The organism is Streptacidiphilus melanogenes (genome assembly GCF_000787835.1).
Lineage (GTDB): Bacteria > Actinomycetota > Actinomycetes > Streptomycetales > Streptomycetaceae > Streptacidiphilus > Streptacidiphilus melanogenes.
In genome coordinates this window covers 30,240-43,538 of the sequence record NZ_BBPP01000013.1, presented here as the reverse complement: position 1 = coordinate 43,538, position 13,299 = coordinate 30,240, and the positions used below count along the sequence as shown (strand labels likewise).

The following is a 13,299-nucleotide window of genomic DNA, read 5'->3' as shown; positions in this document are numbered from 1 at the left end:
CCTGGGCGCGCGGGGAGGGGATGGGGCCGCCGCCGGCCGCGACCGGGGCGATGACGACGACGGCCGCGTAGCCCGCCGCCAGGTCGGCGTTGGCGGAGGAGGAGATCCCGCCGTCGATCCAGTCGCGGCCCGCCGCGTGGACCGGAGGCCAGACGCCGGGGACCGCGCAGCTCGCCGCGACGGCGTCCAGCAGGCCCACCTCGCCGTCGGGGTCGAAGGCGGTGCGGACACCCGTGCGGGCGTCCACGGCGGTGACGAGCAGCCGCCGCTGCGGCCAGTCGTGGCTCAGCAGCCGCCCGGCCAGCACCTCCCGGTGCTCCGAGGCGCCGGACGGACGCGCGGCCAGCGCGAGCGCACCCATCCGGGCGCCGAAGGCCGCCGAGTCGCGCGACCGGACCGCACCCCAGGCGTAGCGGGCCAGCACAGCAGCCCCGAGCCGGTCGCCCGTCTCCCCGGGCACGTGGCCGAGCTGACGCTCGTACAGCTCGGCCGCGTCGAGCAAGCCTGAGGTGAGCTGCGCGCCCACGACGGACCCGGCCGAGGTGCCGACGACCAGGTCGGCGGTCGCGCCGAGGTCGACGCCGGCCTCCGCGAGGCCGTGCAGCACACCGCACTCCCAGCCGATGCCGGTCAGCCCGCCGCCGCCCAGCACCAGCGCGCGACCCCGCAACGCCGCTCGGTCCATCTGTCCGCTCCCTGGTCCGTGGTGCCGACCCATGACCGCCCATGACGACCCATGACGGCGTCATGACGCCGGGAGCCGAAGATACGGGCAGGGGGTGAGGATGAGAAGCCCCGTTCCCTCCCGGCCGCTGCCGGAGCCGGGAGGGAACGGGTGCCCGTCGGGCGAGGTCGGTCAGGGGGTCTTGACCAGCTGCCACTGCTGGTTCGCGCCGCCGTTCAGCGGCCACTGCAGCACCGTCGCGCCGATGGTCAGCGATCCGCCGCTGACGTCGACGAGTTGGGCGTCGGAGCGGCTCTCCAGGGTGTAGTACCCGTTTCCGGCCGGGGCCACCAGCCACTGCTGGTTCACCCCGCCGTTCGGCGCCCACAGCTCCAGGCCGGTGCCCTCCACCGAGCTGGCGTTCGGCACGTCCAGCGCCTTGCCGCTGCCGACGCCCGTCACGGTGTAGTAGCCGCCGCCTGCGGCCGAGAGGGTCCACTCCTGGTTGGCGCCGCCGTTGCGGGTCCACTGGATGATCGGCGTGCCGTCGGCGGTGCCCTGGCCCTTCGCGTCCATGGCCTGCCCGCTGTTGCGGTTCACCAGCACGTAGGTGCCGGACAGGTCGGTGGCCGCCCCGGGCGTGACCTTCAGGTTCGCGAACTGCGCGCCGATCCAGCCGGAAGTGCCGACACCGACCTGGCCGGAGCCGTAGCTCGCGTCGGTGACGGAGCCGACCTGCGTGCCGTCGATCGTCGCGGTGATGGCGCTGCCCGCGAAGCCGAGCGCGAGGGTGTGCCAGGTGCCCGTGCCGGGCGCGGCGACCGTGCCGGAGGCGAGCGTGGTGACGGTGCCGCCGGAGCTGTTGCGCTGCAGCGACCAGGCGCCGCCGTCGGACAGCTTCAGCTGGTAGGCGTCGACGTCGGCGGGGGAGAAGCCCTTCTGCAGCCCGACCCGGCCCAACAGGACGGCGGATCCCGACTGCTGGAGCAGCGTGTCGACGGAGACGGTGTAGTCGGACCAGGACAGGTCTCCGAGCAGCGCATACGGATCGCTGGCGGTGTCCCAGGAGATGGGCGCCTGGGTGGCCGACTGCTGCACGCAGCTGCCGGATCGGCCGCCGAGGCACGGCTCCGCCTCGAAGGCGCCGTTCATCGCGGCCAGATAGGGCACCTCACCGCCGGTGGGCGTGGATCCGATGGCGGCGGTGTAGGGCAGCGACAGCACGGACCGGTTCGGCGAGGAGGCCGTGCCCGCGCCCTGGCCGGTCGTCGTGGTGACGGTGTAGACGTGTCCGGGTTGGAGGGTGAGCGTGTAGACGCCGCCGCTCGCGGTCAGGTCCGCGCCCTTGACCAGGTAGGAGCTCTGGTTGGTGGAGCCGAAGTCGCTGGACCGGACGTGCAGCGCACCGGACGGCAGCCCGCCTTGCACCTTGAACGTCACGGTCTGCGTGGCGGAGGCGTCGAGGGTCTCGAGCACGGTGCTCCACGCGGACTTGTCGGGTGCGCGGTAGCTGACGTAGCTGCCGTTGGCGCGGTTGCCGCCGAGGTAGCCGCTGCCGCTGTCCAGGTACTGCCAGCCGGGGGCCGTGAACTGGGTGGTCTGTGCGACCGCCCACAGGCTCTGGCCCACCTGGTAATTCCCGGACCAGGGCTGAGTGGCCGTCATCAGGCCCATCGTGTTGTAGGGGAGGTTCTGGTAGACGGAGGCGACGAGCGGCCAGTTGATGAACGCGCTCATCTTCGCGTCCAGATAGCCGCGGTTGATCGCGCGGGCGATCGGCGCGCCGCCGGTGTCGAAGTCCTCCGAGCCGTTCTCGCTGGCCCACAGCTGCTTGCCGGTGGCCTGCGCGTCGGCGCTGCTGGAGCAGCTCGTCATCGCGGACATGTAACTGCACGGGTAGTGGGCCCCGATGATGTCCACAGCGGAGTTCAGCGAGGAGTCGGAGCGCATGCTGGTCGCGATCGACCAGTCGCTGTCGGCGCCGACGACCTTGGTCGCGTAGCCGTGTGCGGCGAGCGCCGCGTGCAGGTTCTCGTACCAGCTCGCGTTGAAGCCGCGCTCGTTCCAGCCGCCGAGGTAGTCGATGGTCAGGCCGTGGGACCTGGCGCAGCCGAGCCAGGACATCAGGTAGTCGATCATGTCCTGGGACCAGAAGTTCCCGCCGCCGACCCATCCGGGCGCGCCCCAGGCGAGCCCGTACAGCTTGATGTCCGGATTGCGGGCCTTGGCCTGCTCCATCAGCCACCACTCGTAGCCGGCGTCGCAGTCGACGACGCCCCGGGTGTGCTCGTGGCTGAGCTCGGACCCGTCGGTGGAGTTGGTGTCGCCGCCGATCTCCACCTTGAGGATCTGCAGGGCGGCTCCGTAGCCGGGCTTGAACAGGTAGTCGAGGATCTGGCCGCGCTGCGGCTCGGGATAGTCCGCGAGCAGGCGGGAGTTGCCGCCGCCGCCCGAGATCGCGCCGACGCCGTCGAAGGTGCGGCCGGTGGCGTTGCCGTCGACGGTGACGGCGGTCGTGGTCGTCGCGGCGCGGGCGCTGCCGCCGCCGGGCAGTTGGCCGAGGACGAGCCCGACTAAGAGGGCGAGCAGGGCGATGGCGAGGCGGAACGGCCGTCGCCGGGGGCGTAGGGACATGGCGGTGCCTCCGAATCCAACAGGAAGGAACGGGGAGACGCGCTCGGATCAAACAGAAGGCAACTGATATCGCCGAAAAGTGACACTAGGCAGTTGCTGATGACCCGTCAATAGCCCCGGGCGGTGCCGGCTCAGCTCGTGGACAGCGACACGTCCGTCGCCTTCACCAACGCCACCACCGCGGTGCCGGGCGCGAGCCCGAGCTCCGAGGCGGCCTGCTCGGTGATCGCGGCCGTCAGCTCACCGCCGTCGATGGCGACCTTGACGGAGGCCATCGCCGCCCCCGGGGTGACGGAGGTGACCGTGCCCGGCAGCTGGTTGCGGATGCTGATGCCGGAGACCGCGCCCGTGGCCAGCGCGACCTCGGTGGCCTTGAACACCGCGTGGACCGAAGCGCCGGGTTTGAGCCCCAGATCGGTGGACGCGTCGGTGGTGATCGCCGCGGTGACGGTCTGGCCGCCGGCGAGGCGCGCCTGGACGGTCGCCATGGCAGGCCCGGCGGTGACGGACGTGACCGTGCCGGGCAGCTGGTTGCGGATGCTCAGGCTCATGGCGGACCTCGCAGAACGGTGGCGTGCGGGACGGAGCGGACGCAATGGGCGGCCGCCCCCACGCTAACCACGCCACCGGCCCCGTCCGGCGCAGCCACGCGGGCCGGGCCGGGGACCACCCGGGCGACGCAGTGCGCTGCGACGACGCGTGGGTAGGGTGGGCCCGGCAGCACATCGCGAACAGGAACCGAAGAGGAACAGGGAGCAGACGTGAGCGAGTCGGCGTCCACAGCCGTGCAGCGGGAGATCGCCCGGGAACTCCAGGTCGCCGAGGCCTTCGAGGCCGCGGCGGAGATCGAGCGCCGCGTGGCCTTCCTCGCCGAGCGGCTGACCTCCACCGGCCTGCGCTCCCTGGTGCTCGGGATCAGCGGCGGCGTCGACTCCACCACGACGGGACGGCTGTGCCAGCTCGCCGTCGAGCGGGCCCGGGCCGCGGGGCACGAGGCACGGTTCTACGCGATGCGGCTGCCCTACGGGATCCAGGCCGACGAGCACGACGCCCAGCTCGCGCTCTCCTTCATCCGGGCCGACGAGGTGCTGACCGTGGACGTCAAGCCGGCGAGCGACGCGGCGCTCGAGGCCGCGCTCGCCGCCGGCGTGAGCTTCCGCGACGCCCACCACCAGGACTTCGTGCACGGCAACATCAAGGCCCGGCAGCGCATGGTCGCCCAGTACGCCGTGGCCGGCGCGTACGCGGGCCTGGTGGTCGGCACCGACCACGCCGCCGAGGCGGTCTCGGGCTTCTTCACCAAGTTCGGCGACGGCGCCGCCGACCTGGTCCCGCTGACCGGCCTGACCAAGCGCAGGGTGCGCGCCGTCGCGGACGCGCTGGGCGCCCCCGCCGAGCTGGTGTGGAAGGTCCCGACCGCCGACCTGGAGACCCTCGCCCCGGGCAAGGCCGACGAGGACGCGCTCGGCGTCACCTACGACGACATCGACGACTTCCTGGAGGGCAAGCCCGTCGACGGGCGGGTCTTCGAGACGATCGTCAACCGCTACCGCCTCACCGCCCACAAGCGCGAGCTGCCGATCGCACCCTGACGGCCCCGTGCCGTTTCGGCAGCCCCGGCCGAGGCCGGGGACGCCGCCCCCGCCGTGGGCCCGCGGCCCCTGACGCCGTGGGCCAACGCGACGCCACGGGCCCACGCGACGGAGCAGACGGTGGGGCAGCCGGGCTCGGCCGCACGACAGGCCTCAGCCTGCCCCGGGCGTCAGCCGCAGGGTGAGGATCTGGAACGGGCGCAGGCGCAGCGGGAGGGTGCCGTCCAGGGCCGGTACGTGGGCGGGGGCCTCGGCGAGCGGGCGTTCGAGCAGGTCCGTCTCGGTCACCCGGGCGAGCGGGAAGCCCGCGCGCAGCACGGTGCTCGTGCGGCCGCCGAGGCACTCGTAGAGGCGGACCACCACGTCGCCGCCGCGGTCGTCCGCGAGCTTGACCGTCTCCAGCACCACCGCCTCGCCGTCCACGGCGACCAGCGGAGCGACGGGCCGCGTGCCGGGCACCCGCCGGACGGGGAGGTTGAGCGCGTGCCCCGCGCCGACCGCGTCCGCGATGGTCGCGCCGGGGACGAGGCGGTACCGCAGCAGGTGCGTGCCCTGGTCGGTCTCCGGATCGGGGTAGCGCGGCGCCCGCAGCAGGGACAGCCGGACGGTGGTGGTCTGGCCGCCGTCGGCGCGGACGTCGCGGGTGACGTCGTGGCCGTAGGTCGAGTCGTTCGCGATCGCCACACCGAAGCCGGGCGCGCCGGGCTCCGCCACGCGGATCCAGCGGTGGGCGCAGATCTCGAACTTCGCCGCCTCCCAGGAGGTGTTGCGGTGCGTGGGCCGGGCGACGTGCCCGAACTGGGTCTCGGCCTCGGACTGGTCGGCCTTGACGTCCAGCGGGAACGCCGCCTTGAGCAGCTGCTCCGACTCGTGCCAGTCGACCTCCGTCTCGAAGTCCAGATGCCGCGCGCCGGGGCGCAACGTCACCGACTGCCGGACGCGTGAGCTGCCGAATCGGCGCGTGACGGTGACGACCGCCTCGCCGTCCGGGCCGTGACGCGCGTCCAGGGATTCGACGCCGACCAGGTCGGCGACCCGGTGGCGGTAGAACTCGTCGATGTCCCAGGCGTCCCACATGGTCGGGAAGTCGGGGTGCAGTTGGAGCAGGTTCGCCGCGAGGCCGGGCGCGAGGGTCTCGCGGTCCGTCGTGCGGTCGTGCACCGAGACGACCAGCCCGCGTCCGTCGACCGCGACCCGCAGCAGGCCGTTGTCGAGGGCGTGGCCGTCGGCGTGCTCCTCCAGCGCGACGGCCGGCCCCGGCGTCGGAAGCGGCGCGGCACCCCCGGCGGCGACGCCCTCGCGTGCGTGCGGTGCGCCGTTGAACACCAGCGTTCCGTCGCCCCCTTCGCCGGCGGCCAGGGCCGCCTGGGCGGCGGCGACCAGCGTCTCCAGCTCGGCGTGGACGCGGGCGTAGGTCTCCCGCGCCTCGCGGTGGACCCAGGCGATGGAGCTGCCGGGCAGGATGTCGTGGAACTGGTGCAGCAGCACCGTCTTCCACAGCCGCTCCAACTCGGCGTAGGGGTAGGCGAATCCGGGAACGCGCAGCGCCGCCGTCGCGGACCACAGCTCCGCCTCGTGCAGCAGCGACTCACTGCGCCGGTTGCCCTGCTTGGTCTTTGCCTGCGAGGTGTAGGTGCCGCGGTGCAGTTCCAGGTACAGCTCGCCGACCCAGACCGGCGCGTCCGGGTACTCGGCCTCCGCCGCGGCGAAGAATGCGGCGGGCGACTCCAGTGCGACCCGCGGCGAGCCCTCCAGATCGCGCAGGCGCGCGGCCCGCGCCAGCATCTCCCGGGTCGGGCCGCCGCCGCCGTCGCCCCAGCCGAACGGCGCGAGTGAACGCGAACCGCGGCCCTTCTCCCGGTAGTTGCGGGCGGCGTGCGCCAACTGCCCGCCGCTCAGATCGCTGTTGTAGGTGTCGATGGGCGGGAAGTGCGTGAAGACACGGGTGCCGTCGATGCCCTCCCACCAGAAGGTGTGGTGCGGAAAGCGGTTGGACTGGCTCCAGGAGATCTTCTGCGTCAGGAACCAGCGGTTCCCGGCCAGCCTCACCAGCTGCGGCAGGGCCGCGGTGTAGCCGAACGAGTCCGGCAGCCAGACCTCCCGCGTCTCGACGCCGAACTCCTCGAGGAAGAAACGCTTGCCGTAGACGAACTGCCGGGCCATCGCCTCGCCGCCGACCATGTTGGTGTCAGACTCCACCCACATCCCGCCGACGGGCACGAACGAGCCCGCCCTGATCCGCTCCGCCACCCGGGCGAACACCTCCGGCCGGTGTTCCTTCAGCCACGCCAACTGCTGGGCCTGCGACATCGCGAAGACGAAGTCGGGGTGATCCTCCATCAACTGAACGACGTTGGCGCAGGTTCGGGCCACCTTGCGAACCGTCTCGCGCTGCGGCCAGAGCCAGGCGGTGTCGATGTGCGCGTGCCCGACGGCGCTGACCCGGTGCGCGGACGCGTGCGCGGGCGGGGCCAGCACGGGAGCCAGCTCCGCACGCGCCTGCGCGGCCGTCCCAGTGACGTCGGCGAGGTCCAGCGTGTCCAGGCCGCGTTCGATCGCCCGCAGCAGGTCGAACCGGCGCGCGTCGTCCGTCGACAGCTGCTCCATCAGCTGCCCGAGCACCTCCAGGTCCTGCACCAGCTCCCAGACCTCGCGCTCGAAGACCGCCAGCTCCATCCGGGCCAGCCGGTACTGGGGTGCGCGGTCGCTGGTCAGGCGGTCGCCCTGGTAGGTGGGGGAGTGGGCGACCAGCACCGGGTTGGCGGCCGCCTCGACGTAGAGCTCCGCCAGCTCGCCGCCGCGCGCCGCGTCCGTGACGCGCACCCAGGACGTGCGCGGGTTCAGGCCCTTCACCGGTCTGCCGTCCGGGCGGTAGACCAGGCCCTCGCACTGGAAGCCGGGCAGGTTCGGGTCGAAGCCGAGGTCGATCCGCGCCTCGACCGCCCGCCCGGCCCAGGCGGCGGGCACCTCCCCGCGCACCCGGAACCACGTCGTCCCCCAGGCCGGGCCCCAGACGGCGTCGGCCGCGCAGTCCTCGTACAGCGCCGCGAGCCCGTCCGCGACCTTCGGCGGCTCCCCCTCGGCATCCCAGCGGGCGACCCGGAGCGGGACGGACTCCCCGTACACGGCGGGCTCGATCCGCTCGCGCAGCACGCGGCGCAGACGGCGTTCGACGGTGGCGCGGTCGTCGTGCATGGCGGTGACTCCCGGTTCGGCATCCCCGTGCGGCTCCGGCTCGGCGGTCCGAGCCGGGGGCGGGTGCGTGCGGTCAGGACGTGTCATCTCCGTGATACCCCGCCGCGCGGCCTCGCAGCAGCAGGCGCCCAGCGCGGTGCGTCGGCGCAGCACCGCCTTGCCGTCGCGCGTGGTGGCGATCAGGCCCGCGCCGCGCACCGCCGCCGTGTGCGCCGAGACCGTCGCCGCGCTGACCCGCAGCTGTCGGGCCAGCTCGGACGTGGTCCTTTCCCGGTCCAGCAGGTGCAGCAGCTCCGTGCGCGTGCCGCCCAGGACCCGGCCGAGCGCCTCGCCCTCTCCCGGGCTCGCCTCGGGCTGCGGCGGCAGGCCGGGACCGGCCGGAAGCCGCGAGCGAGGGCACGGACCGCCCACTGCTCCTGCTCGGCACCGACGGGTTCACCTCCCGTGCCGACCTGGACGTCTCGTGGTCGGCGCTGCTCGCGCGTTCCGGGAGCCGGGGGCGCCGCGCGCGGCTCGGGGACGCGAACCACTACGTGTTCACCGACTACGCGGCCATGGTCCCGCAGCTCCAGACGGACGGGCTGGTGACGGCGGCGGGCCGGGCCGGGCTGGCCGGGACGGCCGCGGCGGTGGTCTCCGTTCCGGCGGTGCGGCGGGCCGTGCGGGGCTTCCTCGAACGCCGTGTCGGCGCGCGTTGACCCTCCGCTTATTACCCCTGGGGGTATAGTGGAATGCAGGAACCGAAGGGGACGACGAGGAGAAGGGCGCATCGTGAGCTACGACCGCACCGTCCGGCTGGACACCACGGACTTCGACGCCGCCGTGGCGGCCGTCCGGGAGGCGCTCGCCGGGCAGGGGTTCGGTGTGATCACCGAGATCGACCTGACGGCGACGATGAAGGCGAAGCTCGGCGAGGAGCTGGAGGACTACCTGATCCTCGGCGCCTGCAATCCCGCGCTCGCCTTCCGCGCGGTCTCCGCCGACCGCAACATCGGCCTGCTGCTGCCGTGCAACGTCGTCGTCCGCCGGGACGGGGACCGCGTGCTGGTCCAGGCGGTCGATCCGGGCATGATGGTCCGGCTGTCCGACGCCGAGGGCATGGTGGCCGTCGCCGAGGAGGCCACCGCCCGCCTGGACGCGGCGCTCGCCGCACTCGTCTGAGCCGTTCCGCGCACCCGCCGTCCCCACCGAGGAGCCGAACACCCATGTGCCGTCGCGTCACCTGCCGCCGCTGCGGGAAGTCCACCTACGCCGGCTGCGGCCGACACGTCGACCAGGTCCTGTCCGGCGTCCCGGCCGCACAGCGCTGCGCGTGCGCCGCCGAGCCCAAGCCCGCCCGCAGGTCCTGGTGGCCCTTCGGGCGCTGAACGGAAGCTAGCTGCGGAAGGTGCGGCGGTAGGCGTCCGGCGGGACGCCGACGGTGCGGTGGAAGTGGCGGCGCAGCGTCGTCGCGGTGCCCATGCCCGAGGCGGCGGCGATGCTGTCGACGCTCTCGTCCGTCTTCTCCAGCAGCTCCTGGGCGCGGCGGATGCGTTGCGTCAGCAGCCACTGGAGCGGGGTGGTGCCGGTCGCCGCGCGGAACTGGCGACCGAGGTGGCGGGAGCTGAGGTTCGCGTGGCGGGCCAGGTCCTCGACCGTGAGCGGCTGGTCCAGCCGCTCCATGATCCACGGCAGCAGCGCGGCCAGCGGGTGGTCGTCCTGCTCGGGCACCGGCGTGGTGACGAACTGCGCCTGGCCACCGGCCCGGTGGGGCGGGACGACCAGGCGGCGGGCGACGGCGTTGGCGACCGCCGAGCCGTGGTCGAGCCGGATCAGGTGCAGGCAGAGGTCCATCGCCGCGGCCTTGCCGGCGGAGGTCAGCACCCGGCCGTTGTCGACGTAGAGCACGTCCGGGTCGACCTCGATCCGCGGAAAGCGCGCGGCGAGCGCGTCGGTGTGGGCCCAGTGCGTGGTGGCGCGCAGCCCGTCCAGCAGTCCGGCGGCGGCCAGCGCGAACACGCCTGTGCAGAGCGAGACCACCCGGGCGCCCGACGCGTGCGCCGCGCGCAGCGCCTCGACCAGGTCGGCGGGCGGGTCCGCGTCGACGTCCGCCAGGGCGGGCACGATGACCGTCCCCGCCTGCGTCAGCCAGTCCAGCCCGCGGTCCGGCTCCAGCAGGAACCGGCCGACACGGACCGGGCGCGCGCCGCAGACCTCCACCTCGTACCAGGGGCCCGGCACGCCGTCCGGCTTGGAGCCGAAGACCTCCGAGGCCAGCGCCAGTTCGAAGTGCAGCATCCCGTCGGTGGCGGCGACGGCGACGGTGCGTGCCCGTGCACGCGCGACAGAGCTCATGTCCGGAAGTGTACGGGTCATGTCGTTCCGGACACTGGGCGTCGGCGTGCGGCCGGACCAGGATGGTCGTCGTGGATCACATCGAGTACGCGGGAGCGGGCATGGGACCGGGACAGACCGTGGTGGTGTTCGGCGCCTACGGGCACACCGGACGGTTCGTGGTGGCCGAGCTGCTGGAGCGCGGGTACGCGCCCGTGCTCGTCGGCCGCGACGCGGAGAAGCTGCGGGCCTTCGGGCAGACCCACGCTGGCGTTGAGGCCCGGCAGGCGTCCGCCGCCGACGCGGCCGCCCTGGACCGCGCGCTGGCCGGCGCCGCGGCCGTGATCAACTGCGCCGGGCCGTTCGATGCGACCGGCGGCCCGCTGATCGAGGCGGCCCTGCGCGCCGGAATCCCGTACCTGGACGTGGCCGCCGAGATCGAGGCCAACCTCGACACCTTCGCCCACTTCGCCGAGCGGGCACGGGATGCCGGGACCGTCGTGCTGCCCGCCATGGCCTTCTACGGCGGTCTGGGCGACCTGCTCGCCACCGCGGCCATGGGCGACTGGACGGCGGCGGACGAGGTGCACATCGCCTACGGCCTCAGCAGCTGGCACCCCACCACCGGCACGCTCGCCTCCGGCGCCGTCTCCTCCCGGCGACGAGGCGGACGCCGCCTGCGCTACACCGGCGGACGGCTGCAGCACCACGACGACGCGCTGCCGACCCTCAGCTGGTCCTTCCCGGCGCCTCTCGGACCGCAGCCCGTCATCGGCGAGTTCACCATGGCGGACGTCGTCACGGTCCCGAGCCATCTGGCGGTGCCGGAGGTCCGCACCTACATGAGCGCCGTGGCCGCCGCCGATCTGGCCGCGCCCGGCGCGACGGCCCCGGCCCCGGTCGACGAGCGCGGCCGCTCCGCCCAGACGTTCGTCGTCGACGTGCGGGTCCGCAACGGCGGCTCGGAGCGCCGCGCGGTCGCGAGCGGCCAGGACATCTACGCCGTCAGCGCGCCCCTCGCGGTGGAGGCCGTCGACCGCATCCTCACCGGCCGCACCCGCGTTGCGACCGGAGTCGCCTCCGCCGGGGCGCTCTTCGACGCGCCCGACTTCCTCCGCGCCCTCGCTCCCCACCTGAAGGTCGAACTACCGAACTGACGGAGGGCCAGGTATGGCGCTCGGTGGGCCACGCGGGCGCGCCGCGGCTACTGGTGTGCGAGGCCCGGCTGAAGCAGGCGCACGGAACGGCGGGTCGAAGGGCGCGGCCGGACGGCAGGCCCCCGGGCGGGGCCCATCGGGAGCCCGCGATCGGGCCCGCAGGGCCGGCGCCCGGGTCGGTCCGGCCGGACTGTCCTTTCGGAACCTGCGAGCCGCGGCCCGGCTCTGTGCATGGGGGCGGGGCGGCGTGCTCGGGCAGGCGCAGGTGCACAGTTCGCGATCGGGCTCGCAGGGTCCGCGCCCGGGTCGGTCCAGCCGGGGTATCTCCACGGAACCCGCGAGCACCGCCTGCTGAGCGGGCGGTCGCGGAACGGAGCCCCGCGCGCGGAGCGTGGCGGCGGACCGCCCGGTGGGGGTGCCGCCGGGCCGAACCGCCTGCGCGGTCAGAGGCGGCGGACCAGGAGGAGGGCGAGGTCGTCGCTCAGGCAGCCGGAGGCGGGACGGGCGTCGAGGAGGGTGTCCGCCAGGGGTTCCAGAGCCTGGCCGGTGGCGTTCGAGGCGTGCAGCAGGGCGAGGAGGCGGGTGACCGAGTCGTCGTAGTGTTCCGCGCGGTCCTCGATCAGCCCGTCCGTGTAGAGCAGCAGCGTCTCGCCCGGCGCGAGGCGGTGCTCCGTGAGCGGGTAGGTCGCCGAGGCGTCGACGCCGAGGGGCGGGCCGCCGGGGAGGTCGAGCTCGTACGGGTGGGCGCCGGCGCCCGTCGCCACCGGCAGCGGGTGACCGGCGCGGGCGGCGAGGAGACGGCCGGTCGCGGTGTCGAGCGTCGCGTAGCAGCAGGTGGCGAAGAGGCCGGTGTCCAGCTCCGCGAGCAGGCGTCCGGTGCGTTCCAGCACCACCGAGGGGTCGTGGCCCTCGCGGGCGAACGCGCGCAGCGCGACCCGTAGTTGGCCCATCACCCCGGAGGCGTGCGCGCTGTGGCCCTGCACGTCGCCGATGACCAGGCCGAAGCGCTCACCCTGGCCGTCGGGGTCGAGCTCGAGCACCTCGTACCAGTCGCCGCCGACCTCCATGCCGGCCGTGCCGGGCCGGTAGCGGGCGGCGACCGCATGGCCGGGTATCTCCGGGACGCGGCGCGGCAGCATCGACCGCTGCAGCTCGGTGGCGCGCTGGTGCTCGGCGTCGTAGTGCAGGGCGCGGCCGAGCGCGTGCGCGATGATGCCGCTCAGCGCGGTGAACGTGCCGCGCAGCGGCTCCTCGAAGCGCCGCACGCCCGGGTAGCCGACGAGGCATCCGCCTATGCGCTCACCCGCGGCGATCAGCGGCAGCACGGCCCAGGAGCGGACCAGCGGGCGCTCGCCGGGCGGCGGCGGGGTCGAGACGCCCTCGACGAAGACCGGCTGCTCCTGCTCGATCGCGCGGCGCATCACCGCCGTCGCCGCCGGGCGCAGCGGGCTCAGCGCCTCCGGCAGCGGTTCGTGCAGCGGACGCGTGCCGAGGCTCACCAGCTCGCCGTCGGGGGTGAGGTGGATCAGGAACGTCTCGGCGCTGAGCGCCGGCCGGGCGATGTCGTCGAGCACCCGCATCACGTCGGCGGCGGTCGTCGCCCGGGACAGTGCGCGGGTGATGGTCAGCAGGAACGAGTCGGCGCTCCGGGTGGGCGCGTCGGCGGGGGCCGACGGGTCCAGCGGGCCGGGTGGCGGGCCTTCGAGGGACGCCGTGGGGTGGGCGGGATAGCCAGGATCCGGGC

General features: G+C 74.0%; 11 protein-coding genes. 5 read left to right on the top strand and 6 right to left on the bottom strand.

The genetic code is table 11. From position 1 onward, the window contains the following. The 3 genes from TR49_RS16500 to TR49_RS16490 all read right to left on the bottom strand — a co-directional run. On the bottom strand, window positions 1-685 hold a 685-nt coding region (locus TR49_RS16500; RefSeq protein WP_052434363.1), incomplete at its 3' end, for a patatin-like phospholipase family protein. Between the two features lie 171 nt (window positions 686-856). Further along, window positions 857-3,298 carry an RICIN domain-containing protein gene (locus tag TR49_RS16495; RefSeq protein WP_052434362.1) on the bottom strand — a complete coding sequence of 814 codons (2,442 nt, stop codon included), beginning with the start codon at window positions 3,296-3,298 and terminating at the stop codon, window positions 857-859. 131 nt (window positions 3,299-3,429) lie between these two features. Beyond that, window positions 3,430-3,849, bottom strand: a complete 420-nt coding sequence (locus TR49_RS16490) for a TOBE domain-containing protein (RefSeq protein ID WP_042382440.1) — start codon at window positions 3,847-3,849, stop codon at window positions 3,430-3,432. 210 nt (window positions 3,850-4,059) lie between these two features. Between TR49_RS16490 and nadE the strand changes: the two genes are divergently transcribed. Next, window positions 4,060-4,890 carry an NAD(+) synthase gene (nadE, locus tag TR49_RS16485; RefSeq protein WP_042382439.1) on the top strand — a complete coding sequence of 277 codons (831 nt, stop codon included), beginning with the start codon at window positions 4,060-4,062 and terminating at the stop codon, window positions 4,888-4,890. Window positions 4,891-5,043: 153 nt separating this feature from the next. On the opposite strand, the gene TR49_RS16480 is transcribed toward nadE, so the two are convergent. Beyond that, on the bottom strand, window positions 5,044-8,496 hold the full coding sequence (locus TR49_RS16480) for a glycoside hydrolase family 38 N-terminal domain-containing protein (protein ID WP_084724953.1): 3,453 nt from the start codon (window positions 8,494-8,496) through the stop codon (window positions 5,044-5,046). A 122-nt stretch (window positions 8,497-8,618) separates the two neighbouring features. Between TR49_RS16480 and TR49_RS43870 the strand changes: the two genes are divergently transcribed. The 3 genes from TR49_RS43870 to TR49_RS44530 all read left to right on the top strand — a co-directional run bounded on the left by TR49_RS43870 (window position 8,619) and on the right by TR49_RS44530 (window position 9,452). Further along, entirely contained in the window at window positions 8,619-8,783 is a 165-nt protein-coding gene (locus TR49_RS43870) for a hypothetical protein (protein ID WP_160311609.1), read from the top strand. Between the two features lie 73 nt (window positions 8,784-8,856). Further along, complete coding sequence (locus TR49_RS16475; RefSeq protein ID WP_042382438.1) at window positions 8,857-9,246, top strand: DUF302 domain-containing protein; 390 nt, start codon at window positions 8,857-8,859, stop codon at window positions 9,244-9,246. Between the two features lie 44 nt (window positions 9,247-9,290). Next, on the top strand, window positions 9,291-9,452 hold the full coding sequence (locus tag TR49_RS44530; protein ID WP_169789990.1) for a DUF8730 family Cys-rich protein: 162 nt from the start codon (window positions 9,291-9,293) through the stop codon (window positions 9,450-9,452). A gap of 7 nt (window positions 9,453-9,459) precedes the next feature. Here TR49_RS44530 and TR49_RS16470 read toward each other — a convergent pair whose 3' ends face one another. Then, a complete protein-coding gene (locus TR49_RS16470; protein WP_042382436.1) occupies window positions 9,460-10,419 on the bottom strand; it encodes a helix-turn-helix domain-containing protein in 960 nt (319 codons plus the stop codon). 101 nt (window positions 10,420-10,520) lie between these two features. On the opposite strand from TR49_RS16470, the gene TR49_RS16465 reads away from it, so the two are divergent. After that, on the top strand, window positions 10,521-11,555 hold the full coding sequence (locus TR49_RS16465; protein ID WP_042382619.1) for a saccharopine dehydrogenase NADP-binding domain-containing protein: 1,035 nt from the start codon (window positions 10,521-10,523) through the stop codon (window positions 11,553-11,555). Between the two features lie 443 nt (window positions 11,556-11,998). Here TR49_RS16465 and TR49_RS16460 read toward each other — a convergent pair. Then, window positions 11,999-13,299 (bottom strand): PP2C family protein-serine/threonine phosphatase (locus TR49_RS16460; RefSeq protein ID WP_160311608.1); only part of this gene is annotated, 1,301 nt, incomplete at its 5' end.

Excerpts from the sequence above, each read along its gene's own strand:
- TR49_RS16495 (WP_052434362.1), bottom strand. The coding sequence starts at position 3,298 with ATGTCCCTACGCCCCCGGCGACGGCCGTTCCGCCTCGCCATCGCCCTG.
- TR49_RS16490 (WP_042382440.1), bottom strand. The coding sequence starts at position 3,849 with ATGAGCCTGAGCATCCGCAACCAGCTGCCCGGCACGGTCACGTCCGTC.
- TR49_RS44530 (WP_169789990.1), top strand. The coding sequence starts at position 9,291 with ATGTGCCGTCGCGTCACCTGCCGCCGCTGCGGGAAGTCCACCTACGCC.
- TR49_RS16470 (WP_042382436.1), bottom strand. The coding sequence starts at position 10,419 with ATGAGCTCTGTCGCGCGTGCACGGGCACGCACCGTCGCCGTCGCCGCC.
- TR49_RS16465 (WP_042382619.1), top strand. The coding sequence starts at position 10,521 with ATGGGACCGGGACAGACCGTGGTGGTGTTCGGCGCCTACGGGCACACC.